Source organism: Massilia luteola (assembly GCF_034420155.1).
Taxonomy (GTDB): domain Bacteria; phylum Pseudomonadota; class Gammaproteobacteria; order Burkholderiales; family Burkholderiaceae_D; genus Telluria; species Telluria luteola.
On sequence record NZ_JAXOFN010000009.1, the window covers coordinates 13,919 to 35,633 of the forward strand.

General features: G+C 65.0%; 14 protein-coding genes. 4 read left to right on the forward strand and 10 right to left on the reverse strand.

The features are described from left to right. Positions 1–93: 93 nt before the first annotated feature. On the reverse strand, positions 94–687 hold the full coding sequence (locus U9J41_RS12015) for a TMEM175 family protein (RefSeq protein ID WP_322402420.1): 594 nt from the start codon (positions 685–687) through the stop codon (positions 94–96). 199 nt (positions 688–886) lie between these two features. Here U9J41_RS12015 and U9J41_RS12020 point away from each other — a divergent pair, with 199 nt between their 5' ends. After that, a complete protein-coding gene (locus U9J41_RS12020) occupies positions 887–1,249 on the forward strand; it encodes a hypothetical protein (RefSeq protein WP_322402421.1) in 363 nt (120 codons plus the stop codon). 114 nt (positions 1,250–1,363) lie between these two features. Here the strand turns inward: U9J41_RS12020 and U9J41_RS12025 are convergent, their stop codons facing one another. The 6 genes from U9J41_RS12025 to U9J41_RS12050 all read right to left on the reverse strand — a co-directional run bounded on the left by U9J41_RS12025 (position 1,364) and on the right by U9J41_RS12050 (position 9,538). After that, on the reverse strand, positions 1,364–1,864 hold the full coding sequence (locus U9J41_RS12025; RefSeq protein ID WP_322402422.1) for a DUF1579 domain-containing protein: 501 nt from the start codon (positions 1,862–1,864) through the stop codon (positions 1,364–1,366). A 232-nt stretch (positions 1,865–2,096) separates the two neighbouring features. Next, on the reverse strand, positions 2,097–3,341 hold the full coding sequence (locus U9J41_RS12030; protein ID WP_322402423.1) for a GNAT family N-acetyltransferase: 1,245 nt from the start codon (positions 3,339–3,341) through the stop codon (positions 2,097–2,099). A 495-nt stretch (positions 3,342–3,836) separates the two neighbouring features. Continuing rightward, a complete protein-coding gene (locus U9J41_RS12035; protein WP_056437778.1) occupies positions 3,837–4,040 on the reverse strand; it encodes a SlyX family protein in 204 nt (67 codons plus the stop codon). Between the two features lie 112 nt (positions 4,041–4,152). Then, positions 4,153–6,336: a DUF4214 domain-containing protein gene (locus U9J41_RS12040; protein WP_322402424.1), complete on the reverse strand. Its 2,184-nt coding sequence runs from the start codon at positions 6,334–6,336 to the stop codon at positions 4,153–4,155. A gap of 137 nt (positions 6,337–6,473) precedes the next feature. After that, positions 6,474–8,534, reverse strand: coding sequence for a UvrD-helicase domain-containing protein (locus U9J41_RS12045; protein ID WP_322402425.1), 2,061 nt, complete (start codon positions 8,532–8,534; stop codon positions 6,474–6,476). Positions 8,535–8,656: 122 nt separating this feature from the next. After that, the gene (locus U9J41_RS12050) at positions 8,657–9,538 is read right to left on the reverse strand and encodes a hypothetical protein (protein WP_322402426.1); all 882 of its coding nucleotides are present in this window, start codon (positions 9,536–9,538) and stop codon (positions 8,657–8,659) included. A 181-nt stretch (positions 9,539–9,719) separates the two neighbouring features. Here U9J41_RS12050 and U9J41_RS12055 point away from each other — a divergent pair, with 181 nt between their 5' ends. Beyond that, positions 9,720–10,205 (forward strand): SRPBCC family protein, encoded by a 486-nt coding sequence (locus tag U9J41_RS12055; RefSeq protein ID WP_322402427.1) that lies wholly within the window; start codon positions 9,720–9,722, stop codon positions 10,203–10,205. A 36-nt stretch (positions 10,206–10,241) separates the two neighbouring features. Here the strand turns inward: U9J41_RS12055 and U9J41_RS12060 are convergent, their stop codons facing one another. The 3 genes from U9J41_RS12060 to hemE all read right to left on the reverse strand — a co-directional run bounded on the left by U9J41_RS12060 (position 10,242) and on the right by hemE (position 15,397). Further along, positions 10,242–11,678 carry a dihydrolipoyl dehydrogenase gene (locus U9J41_RS12060; RefSeq protein WP_322402428.1) on the reverse strand — a complete coding sequence of 479 codons (1,437 nt, stop codon included), beginning with the start codon at positions 11,676–11,678 and terminating at the stop codon, positions 10,242–10,244. Between the two features lie 70 nt (positions 11,679–11,748). Further along, positions 11,749–13,755, reverse strand: a complete 2,007-nt coding sequence (locus tag U9J41_RS12065) for a primosomal protein N' (protein ID WP_322402429.1) — start codon at positions 13,753–13,755, stop codon at positions 11,749–11,751. Between the two features lie 559 nt (positions 13,756–14,314). After that, positions 14,315–15,397: a uroporphyrinogen decarboxylase gene (hemE, locus tag U9J41_RS12070; RefSeq protein WP_322402430.1), complete on the reverse strand. Its 1,083-nt coding sequence runs from the start codon at positions 15,395–15,397 to the stop codon at positions 14,315–14,317. A gap of 147 nt (positions 15,398–15,544) precedes the next feature. On the opposite strand from hemE, the gene U9J41_RS12075 reads away from it, so the two are divergent. Beyond that, a complete protein-coding gene (locus U9J41_RS12075; RefSeq protein ID WP_322402431.1) occupies positions 15,545–17,488 on the forward strand; it encodes a dipeptidyl-peptidase 5 in 1,944 nt (647 codons plus the stop codon). Continuing rightward, positions 17,485–21,654 carry a DEAD/DEAH box helicase gene (locus tag U9J41_RS12080; protein WP_322402432.1) on the forward strand — a complete coding sequence of 1,390 codons (4,170 nt, stop codon included), beginning with the start codon at positions 17,485–17,487 and terminating at the stop codon, positions 21,652–21,654. Before U9J41_RS12075 ends, U9J41_RS12080 begins: the two co-directional genes overlap by 4 nt. Positions 21,655–21,715 lie beyond the last annotated feature (61 nt).

A 21,715-nucleotide genomic window follows, 5' to 3' on the forward strand; every position in this document is an offset into this window, starting at 1 on the left:
GTAGTGCCCGCAAAGCATAGCAGGGATATTGTCGGATGTTACATATTTACGGCCGAAAAAAACGGGTTCCGGAGATGCTCAGCCCCGTTTGGATTACTCTTCCGGCTCGGTCTCCTCGACGACTTTTTCCTCGATGCGCCGGTCCGGAATCAGCCATACGATCGCCACGACCGCATAAACCAGGAACCCGAGCCAGGCCGCAAACCACGCCAGCGCCACGCCGGCCAGGTACAGGACGCACGACAGCTTGCCCTTGCGATCGTTGCCGATTGCCTCAGCCAGCTTGGCGTTCTTCGGATGATTGGCGATCAGTCTTTTGACCAGCAGCAGATATGCAACCGAACACATGAACAGGACGAAACCATACGCCGCGGTCGGCCCGGTCTCGAAATGGTTCTCGCCCATCCACGCGGTGACGAACGGGATCAGCGACAACCAGAACAGCAGGTGCAGATTGGCCCACAGGACGCCGCCGCTGACTTCCTTCACGGCGTGCATCAGGTGGTGGTGGTTGTTCCAGTAAATGCCGACATAGATGAAACTCATCACGTAGCTCATGAACACCGGCCATAGCGGGATCAGGACGCCGAAGTCCCCGCCGTGCGGGACTTTCAGTTCCAGCACGAGGATGGTGATGATGACGGCGATGACGCCGTCGCTGAAGGCTTCTAGCCGGTTTTTCCCCATCAAATTTCCCTATCAAAAAATATGGCCGAAGTATTCATTCAGCCGGGCGCGATCGATTCCATGCTCACTGCGCCACCAATAATCCGGATAAAGTGACCGTACGCTACGGCACTGACAACCTGCCGCTATTTGAATACACAAGGAGAGGTGCGAGCGAGTGTGCCTTGCGCAAGCTTTCTGACACCCTGAGGAGGCCTCGATGGAACCGAACCTGATGTTGAAGACTTCAACCGTGCTGTTCGCCATCTCTGCTTTAGGCGGTGCGGCCATGGCGATACTTCGTTTCAGCGGCAAGCCGCATCCTCCGTCGTGGCTCGCGATGGTACATGGTTTTTTAGCGGCAGCTGCGCTAACGCTGCTGGTATTTGCAGCGGCTACCACAAGCGTGCCGGGTCTGGCCACATTGGCACTCATACTGTTTCTGGTTGCGGCGGCAGGGGGTGTTTTGCTGAACTTGCGCTTCCATTTAAACGACATTCCGCTTCCCAAGTGGCTTGTTCTCGTGCACGGAAGCATTGCCGTGATTGGCTTCATCTGTTTGCTGATGGCGGCGTGGGCCTGACAATATGTTTGCGCCAGCATGTGACGATGGTAATGATGACACCGTCGCTGGAGGCGCCTGCCTGTTCTTGCCCCTTCCGGTTCCACATCGAGTCCGACGATTGAAACGGCGTACTCACCGCTCGCCACGGCCAGCAGGAATGAATTCCATCTCCCAATTCGTCTCCCAGGTTTTACCCTGATCACTCGAAAACGCCTGCTCCCACCGCGGATGCGCACCCGGCCGCGCCGTCCAGATGAACCGCACCTTGATGGGCTGCCCGTCCAGGAAGTCGTCCGCGAAGAACAGGCCGACGTGATCGGAAAACCTGCCGACGACGGGCGTGTCGAGTGCCGTCGGGTTGCGGCCGTCGAGCCACCAGATGGACCACGTGCCCGACGTGGGGTCGTAAGAGCGCATGGCGGCGGCGCGGAAGGCGCCCTCGGGGAAATGCAGGAGATTGTCTTCGAGGTTGCCGAAGCCACCGAGAATCTTCATCGTCGACGTCCGGCCTTCGAATTCCGTCCATGCGGTGCATCCCGCGAGCCGGGCGTTCAGGCGTTTGTGTTTGACGAGCCATTCTCCAATGATGAAATCAAAATCCTTGGGGGCGTTGGCGTCGGGTGGCAGAGGCATGTCGTGGGTTCCTCGTCGGTGGTGGGCCAGGGGCGCAGGTCGCGCCCGATCGGAAAATAATCCCATAACAGACTAGCAATAACAACAAGAAAAACGGCTGCCCGCTCGTGACCGGGCCACGATAAACGACCACGCCGGCGCGGCGCTCGAACGCGATCTCCTTGTTCGCTGGCGGCGCATGAAAGAAAATGGCCGCACGCGGCGGCCATGGCGGTGCGCGCGTCCGGCGCGCTCAGGAAACAGTCGGCGCCGCGTCGGCCCTGGGTGGCGGTTTTTTGGTCGCCTGCCGGCGTTGCGCGTGCCATTTCTGCGCCCGCTTGACCTGGCGGATCAGGGCGTCGTTCGCGGCGTCGTACATGCCGTGCACCTTCAACGACAAGGCCGTCAGGCTGCGCGCGCGGTGCAGCAGCACGAGGCCGCGCGTTTTGAGCACATGGGTCGAGCGGAATTCCGCGCTCGGCGTGCCGTAGCCGAAATCGATGTCCTTGAACGCGAAATGGGCCAGCACGTCCTGCACCGCCAGGTGGATCGCGCTCGTACCCACGGACAGATGCAGATACTTCTTCAGGCAGGCGATCTTGTAGACGTGCCAGACGGCGGCAGAACGCGAGCCGTACACGACGGCGATGTCCTCGTCGCCGCAACGGATCACGTAGGACAGCAGCAGGCCGTGGCGCGCCAGGCCTTCCAGCCGGGCCTGCTCGGCGCCGCGCTCCGCGCCTGGGCATGCGCCCGTGGCGATCAGCGCGTCGAGCATGGCCGGAACCTGTCCGGGTTGCTCGATGCGCAGCACCTGCAGCGCCCCGGCCGCTTCCGTCAGCAGGCGGACCTGGCGCGACAGGTTGTAGCGCTTCTTGGCAGTGAATTTCTGCAGATAGCCGTCGACGCTGTCCGGCAGAGGCTGCGTATGGCATTCGCGCCAGCCGTTCATGACATAGGCCGACACGCCCGCGATGCCGCCCAGGGCAGAGGCGGCGTCTTCCGGAACGGCCTGCAGGTACAGCACGTCACACTTCACATAGCGTTCGAGCAATTGCCGAATGACGAACTCGGCAAGGCCTTCTTCGGCAGGATCGAGCAACGGGACGCTGCCGAGAATCTGGCAGGCGCGCATGGTTCGTTTGAACAGCGGCACCGGACCGACGCGGAACTCGAGGCCGCACGCGATGGTGCGCACGGGAATGAAGCCGACGATCGCGTAATCGACGCTGCGGCGAACGACGAACAGTTCGCAGTTCGCATCCCGCCCTTGATGCATGTCGATCAGGTGGCTGAAGAATTGCGGGGACTGGTACAGCGTTTCCGGGCTGGTGGCGACGGCCAGCATCCGATGCCACGCATCCAGGATGTCCGGGCGGTCGTAATAACCGGTTGCGACGTTCAGTTCGTACCGTTCCGGGCACCGCGCCGCCCGGGAACGGACGAGCAATGGCGCCGGCGCCGATGGCGCGAATTCGCGCATCTCAAGGTTACGCATGAACATCGTATCAGCCCTCGTTTGGAGAAGGAAAAACCCGCAATTTAACGTTTTGCGGGCCAAATACACTCTGCCGAGCAGCGTGTATTTACGCGATACTACCTTGAGCTCATCCTTAAGGTATAGCTAAATTTGATTACAGATTAGACAGGAAAGTTGAAGATGACATGTTGAGAAAATCGAGGTGACGCACTTCTTTCGCACGAAATTTTCTAAAAAGAAGCGAAAACAGCCCATATTTTCTTGCAAATCGGAAAAATAAGAGAAAACACGTGGCTTTTGATGCTGGAAGACATTTTTTGAGCGCGCATAAGACACCGCCCAAACAATCAATTTACTCAAATGTAATCGTTGCATAAATCAAACAAAAAATGTATTTGTGCAATGATGTTTCTTCTTTTATCGGTAACCAAAGTCACTATCGGGTGCCAGGAATTTCCAGCTCAACCTGACTATTTCTCCAATTGTGACTTCGCGCCGCGGCCCTGCGTGGACTCAATAATGCGGCGGCCTCTCGTTGACCGGTCCCTGTCCGGCGTCGCGCAAGGTCCGCACGTGTTCGGCCAGCTTGGCCACCATGGCTTCCAGTTGATCGATGCGGCGGCCCTGCTCGTAGACCGTGCGGTTGAGGGTGTCGACGAGGTTTTCCTGGTCGGCCAGCTTGATTTCGATGTCGATGAAACGGTTTTCGTCGCTCACGTCGCTATCCTTCGATAAAAAAGTAAAAGGCGCATGATACTGCGCCGCGCAAAAGCAAAGAGCCGCTGGAAAGCGGCTCTTTGCGGTGAAAAACGGGGACGACGACGGGAACTCAGCCAGCCCAGGGCGTGTAGGCGATGCCGTCCTGGATCGTGCCGATGACCTGCGCCTGGTTTTCCGGGCTTTCGCTGAAGAACTTGACGATGCCGACCTGCGTCGTATCGTGGTTCGCCAGCGCGTGCAGCCAGAAGTCGTAGCCGGCCGCGTCCGGTGAGCGATGCAGCACGTTGGCGTACAGCAGGTTCACGAACTGGGCGTCGGTCGGATTGGTGCCATATTTCTGGGTGAATTCCGGCTGGTTTTTAATGATGTCCTGCACCATGTCGTCCAGAGTCAGGCCGTGGTCCAGCTGATAGATCCAGAAGCCCAGGCCGGCGCTTTCCGCCGGGCGGTCGAGCGCGGCCTGGTACAGGCGGAACGCCTGACCCGCGGAACCGCTGATGTCCAGCGCCACCGCGCCGTCGGAAAATTGCAGGCGCTCGACGTTGATGACGGCGTCATGGCCGCCATCGCCGACCCTGTCCGTCACACCATAGCCCAGGGTTTCCTTGGCCACCGTGTAGTTGACGCGCTGGCCGGCGTAGACGACCGTGTCGATGCCGCCCAGGCCATCGATCGCATTGTTGCCGGCGGTGGCCGTAAGTTTGTCGTTGCCGGTCGTGCCGGCCAGGTTGGCGCTGCTGGCCACGGTGAATGCCATGGTGTTGGCGGCGCTGGTCGCGTTGTCGGCCAGGTCGACCGAGACCGCGCTGACCGTATAGCTGGCGTTGGGCAGCGGCGACGTCGTGACGCTCCACTTGCCGTCGGCGCCGACGGTCGTGGTGGCGATGTCGACGAAGTCGCCGCCGCGAATCAGCTCGATCGTCGTACCGACCTCGCCGGTGCCGCTGAACGTGGCCTGGTTGCCGCCGTCGGTGTAGGACAGCGTGGCGACGGGGATCACGGGCGCATGCGCATCGATGTTGAAGGTGACCGAGCTGCTGGTCACTGACGTGTTGCCGGCCGCGTCGGTGGCCGTCGCGTAGATCTGGTAGCCCGTACCGTCGGCGAAGGCTTTCGTCGTCAGGCTCCACACGCCGCTCGCATCGGCCTTGGTCGTCCCGACGAGCTCATGGCCCGACGTATAGACATTCACCGTGGCATTCGCCTCGGCGGCGCCGGTGACGGCCGGATTGCTGCCGGCGGCATAGCCGTTGGCGTTCTTGGTCACGGCCAGCGTGGGTGCGCCGGGTGCCGTGGTATCGGCATTGACGATATCCGCGCTGCTGACGCTCATGTCAGCGAACTGCAGGACCTCGATCGAGTGCAGCGTGTCGACCCCATCGCTGCCGTTCGTGCTGGTCACCTGCAGGTTGCCGTTGGCCAGCGCGCTGAAGGTATAGTTACTCCGTACGCCGCGGAATACCGCGGTGTCGGTCCCTGCTCCGCCGTCGATCATATCGTTCCCTCCGTCGCCTTCAAGTTTATCGTCCGCGCTCGTTCCCGTGATGACGTCCGCACCGGTGGTGCCGACGAGGTAATGAGCGCCCGCCGTCGAATTGATGCCGAGATTGCCGCGCAGGCCGTCATCGCCATACAGCCACATGAGCGCGGCGATGTCGTCCTGCCGGTAAGTCGAATACGGACCGCCGACGTCGGTGTAGGACATCAGCGTGTTCGACGTGTTGTCCTCGGATGCCGGCAGGTTGATGTTGTCGTCGAACGGGTGCTTCAGGCCGAGCGCATGGCCCAGCTCGTGCAGCAGCGTCTCGTAACCCTGGCCGCCCGCGGTCAGGTTGGCGTTCTGGTAATTCCACTCGACGTTGTCGAGGTACACATATGCATTGGCGTTGTAGCTGCTCAGCTGGACGCCGTCGATGCCATAGCTGCTGTGCCAGCTGCACAGCCCGGTCACATTGCTGGCAGCCAGGTTGACATCGGCCAGGTGGATCTGCGCGGCGTTGCCGTCGCTCGTCTCGGCAAACTGGATGCCCGTCAGGTTCGAAATATAGGTCAGTGCGGCACGGGTCGCGGCCTGCTGCGAAGCGGAGAACGCTTGCGCCGATCCCGTGAAATTCGTTTGCGAGGAGGCCGCGTCTTCGTTACCGGAAGCAACCGAAAACGTATAGGTCAGCGTGGTGATCGGCGCGCCCGAGGCGTTCGTCAGGTAATTCCAGTCCGGGCCGGTATCGAGCAGCGCATCGATATAGTTCAGCCCGGACAAGGGGGTGGTCGTGATGTCGGATACGGTAGCCATTAAATTAACGATGCTTGCTGCGTGAAAATTGATTCGTGAAAGTATTTCCCGCGCAACAGTTGAAGTCAAATAAGAATTTCAATCGTGCGCACCTTTGCTCCGAAACAAGGCTTTTCCGCAACCCGGCCGGCCGTGCGTCAGACCTTGGGCGTGGCCAGCAAGGCTTTCAGGTTGGCGAGGCGTTCCTTGGGCGTCATCACTTCGTTTTCCTTGGGCACCGCGTCGCCGACGTCGAGCGCCATTTCCTTGATGAAGCGCGACGGGTCGCAGTGCACGAGTTCGCCCGCCCGCTTGCGCTTCTTGCACCAGGTGACGTGCAGGCTGCGCTGGGCGCGCGTGATGCCGACGTACATCAGGCGGCGCTCTTCCTGGATGCGGGCGGCGATCTTTTCGACGGGGTCGTCCGGGTCGCCCTTGTGCGGCAGGATGCCCTCCTCGCAGCCGACGAGGTAGACGTGCGGATATTCGAGGCCCTTCGATGCGTGCAAGGTCGACATGCGGATGGCGTCCGGCTCCTCGTCCTTGCCCTCGAGCATGGACATCAGCGCCACCATCTGCGTCAGTTCGAGCAGGTTTTTTTCCTCGCCGTCGCGGTCGCGCCCGCCGCGGCCCCGTTCCTTCAGCCAGTTGGTGAACTCGAGCACGTTCTGCCACTTGCCTTGCGCAGCCCGGTCGTCGAAGTTCTCGTACAGGTAGTGCTCGTAATTGATCTCTTTCATCATGTCGTCGAGCAGTTCGGCGGCATTGTCGCCGCTGCCGGACGGGCCGGGACGCGTGGCGCGCGCTTCCATGTCGTTGATGAAGTGGCAGAATTCGCGCAGCGGAATGAGCTGGCGGTCCTGCAGCCTGGCTTCGATGCCGCCCTTCAGCGCCGCCTCGAACAGCGAGCAGTTCCACTGCTTCGAGAATTCGCCCAGCGCTTCCAGCGTCGTCATGCCGACGCCGCGCTTGGGCGTCGTGATCGCGCGGATGAATGCCGGGTCGTCGCCCTCGTTCGCGATCAGGCGCAGGTAGGCGATGATGTCCTTGATCTCGGCCTTGTCGAAAAAACTCTGGCCGCCCGAAATCGTGTACGGGATGCGTTCCTTGCGCAGCGCCTGCTCGATCACGCGGGCCTGGTGGTTGCCGCGGTACAGGATCGCAAAATCGGACCATTTATTTTTGCGCTGGAAGTGGTCGGCCGAGATCATGATCGCGACCTGGTCGGCCTCTGTCTCGTCGTTCGGCATGCCCAGCACCTTGATCGGCTCGCCCAGGCCGTGCTCGGACCACAGCGATTTCTCGAACAATTTCGGGTTGTTGCCGATGACCGCATTGGCCGCCTGCAGGATGCGCGTGGTGGAGCGGTAGTTCTGCTCCAGCTTGATCACGTTCAGGTCGGGGAAGTCCGTCTGCAGGGTACGCAGGTTTTCCACCGACGCGCCGCGCCACGCGTAGATCGCCTGGTCATCGTCGCCCACGGCCGTGAACATCGGCTTCTTGCCGAGGCCCGTCACCATCAGTTTCACCAGTTCGTACTGGCACGTGTTGGTGTCCTGGTACTCGTCCATCAGCAGGTAGCGCAGGCGGCGCTGCCAGCGGTCGCGGATCGGCTCGTTATTGCGGAACAGTTCCACCGGCAGGCGGATCAGGTCGTCGAAGTCGACGGCCTGGTAGGCCTGCAAGGTCGCGACGTAGCTGCGGTAGATACGGGCGGCCTGGGCCTCGTCCTCGTCGCGCGCATCGCGGATCGCGTCCTCGGGATCGACGAGGCCGTTCTTCCACAGCGAGATCGCGTTCTGGATGCGGCGGATCTCCTGCTTGTCGGTGGTGACGGCGAGGTCGGAGACGACGGTGTAGCAGTCGTCGCTGTCCATGATCGAAAACCGGTCCTTCAAGCCGACGCCGGCCGCTTCCTGGCGCAGGATCTTGACGCCCAGCGAGTGGAACGTCGATACGGTCAGCTGCTTGGCCTGCTTGGGCTGTTTCAGCAGCTTGGCGATGCGTTCCTGCATTTCGAGCGCGGCCTTGTTCGTGAACGTGAGCGCGGCGATCGTGCGCGGATCGTAGCCGCGGTGCTCGATCATGTAGGCGATCTTCTGGGTGATGACGCGCGTCTTGCCCGAGCCGGCGCCGGCCAGCACCAGGCAGGGGCCGTCGAGATAGAGCACGGCTTCGCTTTGCGGACCGTTCAGGCCGAAATTCGGGGCGTTGGACATGGGAACCTTGGATGGGAGAGCTCAGCATTGTAACAAGCTCGTCCCCGCGTTGAAGCGGGCCGGCGCAAATGCGCACGGCCGTGTTGCAGACCTGCCTTGACGCGCCGGCAAGGGCGCGGGATTCAGCGATAGCGGGCGACGTATTGCGCGGCCAATTCGTCGATGTGAGGGGCGTAACGGGCCAGCTCGATGTCGGTGTCGGGCGACTGCCAGTCGTCCTTCCAGGCCATGGTGACGCCGTCCGGCAGCGTCAGGCGGGCGAACACGGCGCCGTCGCGCGCGTAATCGGCGATCGTGCCCCAATAAAAATCGCGCCGGTACGACTTGCGCACATTACCCAGGCCGAAATCCAGCACGAGCGCATCGTCGATCACACAGACGGCGTGGCCGTCGATCTGGCCCGGCTTCGCGAAGCCCTGCCCGCCCAGCAGGAAGACATTGCCCTGGTCTTCCACTTCGACCAGGCCCGACACGATGCGGGCGCGGTGGCCGTGCAGTTCGGCCAGGCGCCGTGCCAGCGAGGAGATGAGGAAGCACGCGCTGCCGAAATTGTGCAGGTACAGCCAGCCGAGGTCATACATGCGGTCGTACAGCAGGCGTCCGAAGTCGGCGAGCTCGGGCTGGTTTGACGATACCAGCAACTGCTGGCCGCGCAATTCGCCGCGCACGATGAACACGGCGTCGAAGACGCGGCCGTAGCGGTCCAGCAAAGCCAGGAAGCGCTCGGTGCCTTCCACCACGAGGCCGTCGTCGGCATCGCTCGCCAGCGTTACCAGGCCGTGTTCCTCGAAACGGCGCAGCTGGGCGGCGACCTCCTCGGCGGCATACGGCAGGCCCTGCGCCAGCGCGGACAATTTCAGGCGCTGGCCGGCGACGAAGTCGTTGCCCAGTTTGAGGAACAGGTCGTAGCCGAGCATCGAATCGGTACAGGGAACGTTTTCGACCAGCCAGTTGCGCACGAGGGCAACGCTTTTGAGAATAGGGGGAACGCGATGCAAGGGCATTGTAAATACTCGACAATATGGATGACACAATCGCCGAGAGTGTGCCGCAATTCGTTTGCATATGTCGCGTGGTTTAACGACCCTTTACAAATGCATGGACCGATATGTCGCGGTTCGGACACGGTATGCGTTACCATCGTCCCGTGAGCGCCTCCGGCGCTGTTTGCACGAGTTAATCAAAATGAAATTTGAACACCTGATTGAGATAAACGATCCCCTCAACCCGCTGATGGACACGATCACCCGCGAACAGCTGTGGCGCGGCCTCGTGCTGCGCGCCGAGGATCCGAAGCTGTTCGTGCCGCACCTGGACGAATGCACGATCAGCGAACGGACCAGCGGCAGCTTCGCGCGGCGCCTGCGCTATGGCGACCTCGTCATCGACGACAAGGTGATCCTGACCCCGCTGCAGGAGGTGCGCTACGAAGTGCCGGCGCAGCGCGACATCGCCCAGTCGCTGCTGACCATGAGCATCGAGACGCCGACGCAGGAAGCGCTGGTGGTGCGCTTCCGCTACGACGACGGCAATCCGTCGGCCACCGACGAGACCGGCCGGATGTACGAGGACTTCAAGAAGTCGGCGTACAAGGAAGCGGACATCGACACCGTCAAGATCGTGCGCCAGCTGGCGGCGGACGGGAAGCTGGACGCCTCGCTGCTGAATTAAGAATGGTGGGCACGGGGTGCCCACCCTACGAAGCGGTCAGGTACCCGGTTCCACCTCGTCCGGATCGATGTCGCTCTCTCCCTTCGCGAGATTGGCCGCGAGGTCGCGCAACGCCGTGCGCACGCCCTCCTCGATCACGGGGTGATAAAACGGCATCTCCAGCATCTGGTCGACCGTCATGCGCGACTGCACCGCCCAGCTCAGCAAGTGGCCGATGTGTTCGCCGCGCGGGGCGATCATCTCGGCGCCCAGGAAGCGTCCCGTGCGGTACTCGCCGTAGACGCGCAGCATGCCCTTGTTCTGCAACATCACGCGGCTGCGGCCCTGGTTCTCGAACGACACCTGCCCCACCGCGAACTTCGACCTGCCCGGCGCGCACAGCGTCTTGTAGCTGGCGCCCAGGGTGACGATGTTCGGCTCCGTGAACGCGGCCGTCAGCGGCGTGCGGCGCAGGCCGGGACGGATGTCCGGGAAGCGGCCGGCGTTGTCGCCGGCGATCTTGCCGTGGTCGGCCGCCTCGGGCAGCACGGGCCGCTCGTGGTTGGCGTCGCCGGCGATGAAGATGTGGCTGTTCCCGCATTGCATGGTGCGCGGATCGAACAGCGGCACGCCGTTGCCGTCCAGCGCGATGCCGGCGTTTTCCAGGCCGAGGTCGTGCACGTTGGGCGTGCGGCCGGCGGCCTGCAGCACGTATTGAAAACGTTCCGTGTGCGCTTCGTCGTGGCGGCCCGTCGTCAGCACGACGTCGTCGCCGTCCTGTTCGGCGCGCAGGATGCGCGACTGGAAGTGGATGTCGAGTTCCTCGCACAGCACGCGCGCGGCGGTCTTGAGCACGACGGGGTCGGACAGCTGCGCCACGCTGCCGCCGCGCGCGACCATGCGCACGCGCACGCCCAGGCGCGCCAGGGCCTGGCCGATTTCCAGGCCGATGACGCCCGTGCCGATCACGGCCACGGAACGCGGCAGGTCGTTCCAGTAAAACACGTCGTCGCTCGTGATCACGCCGGGCCCCACGTTGTCCAGCACCGGCAGGCGGGTCGGGCTGGAGCCGGTGGCGATCACGATGCGGCACGCATCAATCTCGGTGTGGTCGTCCACGATCAGCGTGTGCGGATCGGTGAAGCGGGCGTGGCCGCGCACCTTGTCCTCATCCGGCATGGCGTCGACGCCGTCGACGACGAAGCCGACGAAGCGGTCGCGCTCGCGCCGCACGCGTTCCATCACGGCCACGCCGTCGATGCGGACGGCGCCCGGATGGACGCCGAACCCGGGCGCGAGGTGCAGCATGTGTGCGGCCTCGGCGGCGGCGATCAGGAGTTTGCTGGGCATGCAGCCCACGCGCGCGCACGTGGTGCCGTAGACGCCGCTCTCGATCAGCACCGTACGCGCACCCTGCGCCCTGGCGGCGCGGTAGGCGACCAGGCCGGCCGTGCCGGCGCCGATGATGGCGACATCGACCTTCAGTTTCTTCATCCTCACCTCCAGGAAGTTCACGAGCGTGACGATACGCTGTTTTCAGGAACTCGGCTTGGAAGGGGGGAAATCAGATATCGAGCGGATCGACCTCGAGCGACCACCGCACCCGCGACTTCAGCGCCCGCAACGCCTCGACCCACTCGGTCAGGAATGCCTGCAACGCCGGCCGCGAATTCGATTCGACGAGCAGCTGCGCGCGGTCGACGTTGTGCACGCGGGTCATCGTCATCGGGATCGGGTCGTTGATGACGACCGCGTCCGACGGCACCGCGTCGCGCGCGGCCTCGAGGAATTCGATGGCCGTCGCCAGCTCGGGCGCCTCGGCACGCAGCAGCGCCTGGTACATATACGGCGGCAGCGCGGCCTGGTGGCGTTCTTCCAGCAGGCTGCCGGCGAAGCGGTCGTAGTCGTGCCGCATCACGGCGCCGTACAGCGGATGCTGGCAGTAGCGCGACTGGATCAGCACTTCCGATTCCAGTCCCGCGCGGCCGGCGCGGCCCGCCACCTGCATCAGCTGCGCGAACAGGCGCTCGCTGGCGCGGTAATCCTGCGAGAACAGCGCCGTGTCCGGATTCAGCACGCCGACGAGGGTCAGCCGTTTGAAATCGTGGCCCTTGGCGACCATCTGCGTGCCGATCAGGATGTCGACGTCGCCGCGATGCACGGTATCGAACGCCTCCTGCGCGCTGCCCTTGCGGCGCGTGGAATCGGCGTCGATGCGCAGGATGCGCGCCTGCGGGAACAGCGTTTGCAGGCCTTCCTCGACGCGCTGGGTGCCGCGGCCCAGCGGCTGCAGGTCGACGTTGCCGCAGGTCGGGCACGCGTGCGGGATGCGCATCTCCAGGCTGCAGTGGTGGCAGCGCAGGCGCCGCTCCGGGCGGTGCAGGACCATGAATGCGGTGCAGCGCGTGCAGTTGCTGATCCAGCCGCACGCCTCGCAGCACAGCACGGGGGCGTAGCCGCGCCGGTTCAGGAACAGCAGCGATTGCTCGCCCCGTTCGATGCGCACCCGCAGCGCCTGCATCAGCGTCGGCGTCAGGCCCTCCTTCGGCTTGTCGCGCTCCATGTCGATCAGTTTTACGCGCGGCAGCACGGCATCGCGCACGGCGCGCTCGCGCAGTTCGAGCCTGCGGTAGCGGCCCGTCTGCGCGTGGTGCCAGCTTTCCAGCGACGGCGTGGCCGACCCGAGCACGATCGGAATGTCCAGCTGGCGCGCGCGCCATACGGCCAGGTCGCGCGCCGAATAGCGCAGGCCTTCCTGCTGCTTGTACGACGGGTCGTGTTCCTCGTCGATGACGATCATTTTCAGGCTCGGCAGCGACGACAGGATCGCCAACCGCGTGCCCAGCACGATGCGCGCGCGGCCCGTGTGCGCGGCCAGCCAGTGCAGCATGCGTTCGCCTTCCGACAGGCTGCTGTGCAGGGTCGCCAGCATCACGCCGGGAAAGCGCGCGCGGATGTTCGCTTCCAGCTGCGGCGTCAGGTTGATCTCCGGGACCAGGATCAGGATCTGCGCATCGTCGTCGCGCCCCAGCACCTGGGCGCAAGCCTGCAGGTAGACCTCGGTCTTGCCGCTGCCCGTGACGCCGTACAGCAGCATCGGACTGAAACCCTGCGCGCCGCCGATGGCATCCGCCGCCTGCCGCTGGGCCGCGTTCAGCACGGGCATGTCGGTCGGCATCGGGTCGTGCGCGTCCGGCAGCTTGGCCAGTTTCTTGAGCGCGCGGTCCAGCGCCACCGTCGTCGACAGGCGCAGGTTTTTCGGCAGGCCCGGCAGCGCCACCTCGCCCAGCGGGCGGTGATAGTAGGCGGCGGCGAAGCGCGCCAGCGCGATCCAGCGCGCCGACAGCGGCGCCAACTGGCTGCGCACGGCGATGGCGTCCTTGAGCTTGTCGGCCGGGACATCCGTCTCGTGCTTGACGGCGACGATCAGCCCGACCGCCTCGCGCCGTCCGAAGTTCACGAGCGCCAGTTGCCCGACGTGCGGCTCGCTACCGGCTTCGCATGCCCAGCGGTAGTCGAACAGGCTATCGAGCGGCGTGTCGAGCGCGATTTGCAGGATGCAGTGGGACAATCCGGGACCTTGTCGAGAAGCTGTGGAGAACTGTGGAAAACTTTGTGGAAAATGGAAAAGTTGACCGTGGAGAAGGTTTACGCTAGATCAAAACGTTAGGAAATTCTCTATGTATATCCCTAAAATTATCCTATGAATTCAATGACTTAGATTTTTCGACTTTAAGCACATGAAATTTCTCATCGCTTGAGCGCTTCTGTGCATAACTGCGCCTTTCCGGTGAAAAACTTGAGCGCAGTGCAGCAAAAACTTGATGCAACACTTGAAGAAAACTCGTAAACCACGGTAAACCAAGCACTTTTCCGGATTATGCACAGAACCTGTGCATAACTTTGTGAACAATAGGCTGACAGCTTCGGTGGATAACCGGTTACTCCCTTGGGAGTGCCTCTGCGAGGCACCCTCACCGCGACACTAAATCCAATAAAATCAACTACTTACCATATGCGGGCGGACACTGTATATTTCTACAGTCCACGCCGGCGCAGAACGAATTATTGTGAATAAGTGTGATTGCACGCTTATCGCGCTGCGCAAAAGACGCCAGCGCCGGGGGGCGTCAGGCGGCGCGCTGGCGGCGGCTGAAATCGTGCACGGCGTCGACCATCGCCGTCACCGACTCCGGCGGCGTGAATTGCGAGATACCGTGGCCGAGATTGAACACGTGGCCGTGGCCGGCGGACGGGGTGCCGTAGCTGGCGAGCGCCTTTTCGACCTCGGCACGGATCTGCTCCGGACCGGCGAACAGGATGGCCGGGTCGATGTTGCCCTGCAGGGCGACGCGGTCGCCGACCTGGGCGCGCGCGCGACCGAGGTTGACGGTCCAGTCCAGGCCCAGCGCATCCGCGCCGATGTCGGCCATCTCGTCCAGCCACAGGCCGCCGCCCTTCGTGAACACGATGGCCGGGATGCGCACGCCGTCCTTCTCGCGCTGGAGTTGCGCGACGACCTTGCGCATGTACGCGAGCGAGAACGCCTGGTAGGCGCCGTCCGCGAGCGCGCCGCCCCAGGAATCGAAGATCATGACGGCCTGCGCGCCCGCGTCGATCTGCGCGTTCAGGTATTGCGCGACGGCCTCCGCATTGATGTCCAGGATGCGGTGCATCAGGTCCGGACGCGCGTACAGCATCTTCTTGATCGTGTGGAATTCGCGCGAGCCGCCGCCTTCGACCATGTAGCAGGCCAGCGTCCAGGGGCTGCCCGAAAAGCCGATCAGCGGCACGCGGCCGTTCAGCGCCGTGCGGATCGACGTCACGGCGTCGAACACGTACTGCAGCGACGCCATGTCGGGCACGCGCAGGGCGGCGACTTCGGCTTCGGTGCGCACGGTACGCTCGAATTTCGGGCCTTCGCCATCCTCGAAGTACAGGCCGAGGCCCATCGCATCCGGCACGGTCAGGATGTCCGAGAACAGGATCGACGCATCCAGCGGATAGCGGTCGATCGGCTGCAGCGTGACTTCGGTGGCGAAGTCGGGATTCTTGGCCAGCCCCAGGAACGAGCCGGCGCGCGCGCGCGTGGCGCGGTACTCCGGCAGGTAGCGCCCCGCCTGGCGCATCAGCCACACCGGCGTGTAGTCCGTCGGCTGGCGCAGCAGCGCACGCAGGAAGGTGTCGTTCTGGAGCGGGGCAAATTGTGGCATGGCTGACAATCCGGTCGAAATCGAGGGCAAACGTTTATTATCGCATTCCTGGCGCGCGCGCATGCGAGTTCGCGGACATGCCTCGCCGCGGCGGGCACTTATAATGCTTGTCTTCCCGCTGCCCGTCCCCAATCTTCAGGACCGACCATGACCGACACCACCCGCAAACAGGCCACGCCCTGCGGCGCCTGGACTTCCCCGATCACCGCCGCTGTCGTCGCGGCCGGCGCCACGCCGCTGTCGCAGGTGCTGCTCGATGGCGGCGACGTGTTCTGGCTGGCCGGCCGCGCCAGCGAGGGCGGCCGCAACACGCTGATGCGCAGCCGCGACGGGAAGGTCGAGGAACTGACGCCGGCCCCGTTCAACGTGCGCACCCGCGTGCACGAGTACGGCGGCGGCGCCACGCTGGTCGCGGACAGCCACATCTGGTTCTCGAACTTCGCCGACAACCGCATCTACCGCATCGACCGCGCCGCCGGCGGCGCGCCGCAGCCGGTGAGCGCGGGCGGCACCGAGCGCTGGGCCGACTTCGTGCTGGACCGCCGCAACCTTCGCCTGATCGGCGTGCGCGAAGACCACTCGCAGGGCGGCACCTATCCGCGGAACACGCTGAGCGCGCTCGGCGCCGACGGCATGCAGACGGTGCTCGTCGACGGCAATGATTTCTATTCGTCGCCGCGGATTTCGCCGGACGGCATGCACATCGCCTGGCTGAGCTGGGACCACCCGCGCATGCCGTGGCAGGGAACGGAACTGTGGCTGGCCGAGATCGGCGCCGACGGCACGCTGCTGGACGGCCGGCTGGTCGCGGGCGGCGCCGAGGAAGCCATCGTCCAGCCGGAATGGTCGCCGGACGGGACGCTGTACTTCGTCTCCGACCGCAGCGGCTGGTGGAACCTGTACCGCTACGAGCACGGCGTCGTGCATGCCGTGTGCCCGCGCGCGGCCGAATTCGGCAGCCCGCACTGGACGTTCGGGAACAGCATGTACGGCTTCCGCTCGGCCACCGAGATCGTCTGCACGTACATCGAGGACGGCGTCAGCCGCCTCGCGCGCATCGACACGGCGTGCGGCCGGCTGGCCGGCATCGACACGCCCTACCAGGAAATCCGCGAGCTGCGCGTGGCCGGCGACACCGTGGCGCTGCTGGGCGGCGCGCCCACGCTGGCGGCGGAAATCGCATGCATCGACCTGGCCACCGGACGGCGTGACGTGCCGGCGCGCTCGATCGAGAAGCTGCCGGACGTGGGCTATCTGTCCGTCCCGCAAAGCATCCGCTACCCCAGCGCGAACGGCAGGACGTCGTACGCGTTCTACTACCCGCCCACCAACCGCGACTACGCGCCGCAGCCGGGCGAGCTGCCGCCGCTGATGGTCATCGGCCACGGCGGCCCGACCGGCATGGCCGCCAGCACGCTGAAGCTGGCCACGCAGTTCTGGACGAGCCGCGGCGTCGCCGTGCTGGACGTGAACTACGGCGGCAGCACGGGCTTCGGCCGCGCCTACCGCGACCTGCTCAAGGGCCAGTGGGGCGTGATCGACGTCGAGGATTGCGTGGCCGGCGCCCAGTATCTGGTGGACCAGGACCTCGTCGACCGCGAGCGCCTCGTGATCCGCGGCGGCAGCGCCGGCGGCCTGACGACCTTGTGCGCCCTCGCCTTCCACGACGTGTTCAAGGCCGGCGCCAGCTATTACGGCGTGTCCGACCTGAAGGGCCTGGACGCCGACTCGCACAAGTTCGAATCGCACTACAACGAATACCTGATCGCGCCGAAGGAATGCGCCGACCGCGTCTACGCCGAGCGCTCGCCCATCAACCATACCGATAAACTGCACCGGCCGATGATCTTCTTCCAGGGCCTGGACGACAAGGTCGTGCCGCCGCCGCAATCGGAAGTGATGGTATGCGCCCTGCGCGCGCGCGGCGTGCCGGTCGCCTACGTCACGCTGGACGGCGAAGGCCACGGCTTCCGCAAGGCCGACAGCATCGTGCGTACCCTGGAAGCCGAGCTGTATTTCTATCTGCGCGTGTTCGGCATTCCCGTCCCGACCAGCCTGCCGGCCATCGAGATCGAGAACCTGCCTGCATGAGTGAGGTGTTGCATGCGGTCGTCGATGCGTGCGACGAGCGGCAGAAGCTGATCCTCGCGCTGCTCGCGCTGGCCGGCGAACCGATGGGACGGCGCCGCATCCACGACCACCTGGCGCCGCTTGCGGCCAGCGCGAACGAGGAAGACGTGGCCGACGCGCTCGAACGCTTGCGCGCGGATGGCCTGATCGGCGAACTGCCGTCGCGCGGCTACACGATCGCCGCCGATGTCGGATGGCCCGCCATCCGGTGGGCGCTGCGCGCGCGCCGCTTCAATGAGCTGCGCGAGGTCTACCAGCAGGTGACGCCGCTGCGCGTCGACTGGCAGGGCACGCCCATGCTGCGCAGCTACCGCCAGGGCGTCGCGCTGCTGCGCATGGCGCTGTTGGCCGGCGAAGGCCCGAAGACCATCGCACCGCTGCTGGCCGCCTGCCTGCGCTGCCACGAAGCGGCGTACCTGCATCCGCTGGTCGACATCTGCGCGCGGCCGTTCGAGCCGGACCTGATGGAGCGCATCAATGGCCTCGTGCGCGACGACGTGCTCGCCGTCCTCGTCAACCACGCGCAGCGCGAACCCGCGAGCGCGCCCGCGATCCGCGCCTACGCGGAAGACCACGTCGCGCAAGGCGGCGCGTCGATGGCGCTGCGCACCGCGCTGGCCGAGCATTTCATTTTGTGCGGCCGCCTCGATGCCGCGGCCGGCCTGCTCGTCGACCTCGATGAATCCGCGACCCTGTACTACCACAGCGTGCTGCAACTGCTGCGCGGCGACACGGCACCCGCGCTGGCCGGCTTCGACAAGGCATTGAAGCTGCTCCGGCGCGAGACGGGCAAGAGAAAGGCCGTGTTCGAGGGCATCGGCGGGCATCTGTACGTGACGGCGCTGTTGCGCAGCGACGACCCGAAGCACGCGAAGGCCGCGGAGGCCTACCTGGACAGCGCCACCCGCGCGGTGCAAAGCCACGACACCGCCGTGTACCAGCAATTGTCGATGCTGCGCCAGATCCGCGGCGGCACGGTCGATGCCGAGGTGCTCCCGTCGCGCAACTGGGAAACCAGCCTGCAGCCGGTGATGTTCCGCGCCCTGCTGCACTGGTGGCTCGGCATGCCGCAGCTCGCCGACAAGCGCGCCATGCTGGAACAGCAGTTCGACGTGGCGCAGGCCGCGGGCTTCGATTTCATTGCGGCGCAGATCGCGTCCGTGCTGGGCCAATCGGGGATGGTCGGCATCGACCGGCAGGCGATCGCGCTGCGCCAGCAGCACCGCTTCGTCGACCTCGCCCTGTGGTTCGAGCGCGAACAGCCGTGGGAGCGCCAGCTGAACGCCCTCATCAACCTGCAGCCGGCCGTGAACGTGGAAGCCGTGAAGGAATCGCGCCTCGCCTGGCTGGTCGCATGGGATGCGCACCTGGGCGTGCGCGCCATCGAGCCGAGGGAACAGAAGCGCGACGTGCAGGGCGGCTGGACACGCGGCCGTCCGCTGGGCCTCAAGCGCCTCGCGGAGGAAGCGGCGGAGCTGGATTTCCTCACCGCGCAGGACGTGCAGGTGGCCGCCAGCATCGGCGCCTTCCGCTACTACAGCGGCACCGGCACGCGCTATGAATTCGACCTGGACAAGGCAGTGGCCGCGCTGGCCGGCCACCCGCTGCTGTTCTGGATGGATTCGCCGGGCACCCGCATCGAACTGCTGCCGGGCGAGCCGCAACTGGTGGTGCGCGCCGGCGGCGGCAAGGTCCTGATCTCGCTGGTGCCGCCCCTGCGCGAGCAGCAGGGCGACGTCGTCGTCACGAAGGAGACCCCCACGCGATTGCGCATCGTGCGCGTAAAAGACGAGCACCGGCGCATCGGCGCCATCGTCGGCGACGGGCTGGAAGTCCCGCTGGAGGCCGAGAAGCGCGTGCTGCAGGCGATCAGCGCCATCTCGTCCATCGTCACCGTGCAGTCGGATATCGGCGGCAGCGCGGCGGACATCGAGCAGGTGGCGGCCGACCCGCGCCTGCACGTCAACCTGCTGCCTTACCAGCAGGGCCTGCGCATCCAGGTGATGGTGCGGCCGCTGCCCGGTGCCGGCCCGTACTTCCGTCCGGGCGACGGCGCGGAAAGCGTGATCGCCGACGTGGCGGGCGTGCGCACGGAAGCGCGCCGCGATCTCAATGGCGAACGCGAGGCCGAGCGCCAGCTGCTGGCCGACCTGCCCGCGCTGGAGCAGGCGGAGATGGAACACGGCGAATGGCTGCTCGCGGCGCCGATCCACTGCCTGGAACTGGTGGTCCAATTGCAGGAACTGGATGCATCCAGGGTCCTCGTCGCGTGGCCGGAAGGCGAATCGTTCCGTGTGTCGAAGAAGATCACGTCGAAGTCCGTGCGCCTGCAGATCAAGCGCGACAAGGACTGGTTCGCGGCCAACGGCGAGGTGCAGGTCGACGAGAACAAGGTGATGGACTTGCGCGAGCTGCTCGCGCGCGTGCGCGAGGACCGTTTCATCGCGCTCGGCGACAACCAGTTTTTAGCACTTACGCACGAACTGCACCGCAGGCTGCTGGACCTGTCGGCATACAGCGACGCCGACCAGGACGCGCTGCGCTTCCACCCGCTGGCCAGCTTCGCGCTGGAAGAGATGGCCCAGGACGCGGGCGGCGTCGATGCCGACAAGGCGTGGCGCGCGCACCTGAAGCACATGCAGGCGAATGCGGAATACAAGCCGCAGCTGCCGGGCACCCTGCAGGCCGAGCTGCGCGACTACCAGGTCGAAGGCTTCGAATGGCTGTCCCGCCTCGCGCACTGGGGCGTCGGCGCCTGCCTCGCGGACGATATGGGCCTCGGCAAGACGCTGCAGGCGCTCGCGCTGATCCTGGCGCGCGCGCCGGGCGGGCCGACGCTCGTGGTGGCGCCGACGTCCGTCGCGACGAACTGGCTGGCGGAAGCCGAGCGCTTCGCGCCGACCCTGAACGTGCGCCTGTTCGGCCCCGGCGACCGCGCCGCGATGCTGAAGGACGCGGGACCGTTCGACGTGATCGTCGCCAGCTACGGCCTGCTGCAACTGGAGTCCGCGCTGTTCGACGGCATCCGCTGGCACACGATCGTGCTGGACGAGGCGCAGGCCGTCAAGAACCCGTACACGCGCCGTTCCGCCGCCGTGATGGCGCTGCAGGGCGATTTCAAGATGGTCGCCACCGGCACGCCGCTGGAGAATCACCTGGGCGAATTGTGGAACCTGTTCCGGTTCATCAATCCGGGCCTGCTCGGGACCAGCGACCAGTTTCAGTTGCGCTTCGCCGGCCCCATCGAAAAGGCGTCGGACAAGCGCGCGGAACTGGCGGCGCGCACGCGCCTGCGCCGCCTCACGCAGCCGTTCATCCTGCGCCGGACCAAGGCGCAGGTGCTGTCCGAGCTGCCGCCGCGCACCGAGGTCAATCTGCCCGTGCAGCTCTCGGAAGAGGAGATGGCGCTGTACGAATCGCTGCGGCGCGAAGCGCTGGAACGCATCGCGAGTCTGGAAACGCCGCAGTCGCAAAAACAGATCCAGATCCTGGCCGAGATGATGAAGCTGCGCCGCGCGTGCTGCAATCCGGTGCTCGTCGCGCCGGACAGCGGCATCCGCAGCAGCAAGCTGGAGACGTTCGCGCGCCTCGTCGACGAACTGCTGGAGAACCGCCACAAGGCGCTCGTGTTCAGCCAGTTCGTCGACCACCTCACCTTGATCCGCAAGCACCTCGACGAACGCGGCATCCGCTACCAGTACCTCGACGGCTCGACCCCGATGCAGGAACGCAAGCGCCGCGTGGATGCGTTCCAGGCCGGCGACGGCGACCTGTTCCTCATCTCGCTCAAGGCCGGCGGCGTCGGCATCAACCTGACGGCGGCCGACTACGTGATCCACATGGACCCGTGGTGGAATCCGGCGGTGGAGGACCAGGCCAGCGACCGCGCGCACCGCATGGGCCAGCAACGGCCCGTCACGATCTACCGGCTCGTCGCGCGCCACACGATCGAGGAAGGCATCGTCGACCTGCACCGCCACAAGCGCGACCTCGCCGACAGCCTGCTGGAAGGCACGGACATGGCCGCGCGCATGTCGCCGGCGGACATGCTGGCCATGCTGCAGGCGGGGCTGTCCGGTGGCGCGGGGCCGCGCCCGACGTCGGTCGCCGGGTGGCGATCCGAATGACGATCCGGGTGACGATAAGCGCCGTTGCGAGGGCGTTGGCGGCGGTTCGCGTCAAGACACG

What these genes read in the sequence shown, in the direction of transcription:
- U9J41_RS12015 (WP_322402420.1), bottom strand. Translation starts at nt 687, where the DNA reads ATGGGGAAAAACCGGCTAGAAGCCTTCAGCGACGGCGTCATCGCCGTC.
- U9J41_RS12020 (WP_322402421.1), top strand. Translation starts at nt 887, where the DNA reads ATGGAACCGAACCTGATGTTGAAGACTTCAACCGTGCTGTTCGCCATC.
- U9J41_RS12025 (WP_322402422.1), bottom strand. Translation starts at nt 1,864, where the DNA reads ATGCCTCTGCCACCCGACGCCAACGCCCCCAAGGATTTTGATTTCATC.
- U9J41_RS12030 (WP_322402423.1), bottom strand. Translation starts at nt 3,341, where the DNA reads ATGCGTAACCTTGAGATGCGCGAATTCGCGCCATCGGCGCCGGCGCCA.
- U9J41_RS12040 (WP_322402424.1), bottom strand. Translation starts at nt 6,336, where the DNA reads ATGGCTACCGTATCCGACATCACGACCACCCCCTTGTCCGGGCTGAAC.
- U9J41_RS12045 (WP_322402425.1), bottom strand. Translation starts at nt 8,534, where the DNA reads ATGTCCAACGCCCCGAATTTCGGCCTGAACGGTCCGCAAAGCGAAGCC.
- U9J41_RS12050 (WP_322402426.1), bottom strand. Translation starts at nt 9,538, where the DNA reads ATGCCCTTGCATCGCGTTCCCCCTATTCTCAAAAGCGTTGCCCTCGTG.
- U9J41_RS12055 (WP_322402427.1), top strand. Translation starts at nt 9,720, where the DNA reads ATGAAATTTGAACACCTGATTGAGATAAACGATCCCCTCAACCCGCTG.
- U9J41_RS12060 (WP_322402428.1), bottom strand. Translation starts at nt 11,678, where the DNA reads ATGAAGAAACTGAAGGTCGATGTCGCCATCATCGGCGCCGGCACGGCC.
- hemE (WP_322402430.1), bottom strand. Translation starts at nt 15,397, where the DNA reads ATGCCACAATTTGCCCCGCTCCAGAACGACACCTTCCTGCGTGCGCTG.
- U9J41_RS12075 (WP_322402431.1), top strand. Translation starts at nt 15,545, where the DNA reads ATGACCGACACCACCCGCAAACAGGCCACGCCCTGCGGCGCCTGGACT.
- U9J41_RS12080 (WP_322402432.1), top strand. Translation starts at nt 17,485, where the DNA reads ATGAGTGAGGTGTTGCATGCGGTCGTCGATGCGTGCGACGAGCGGCAG.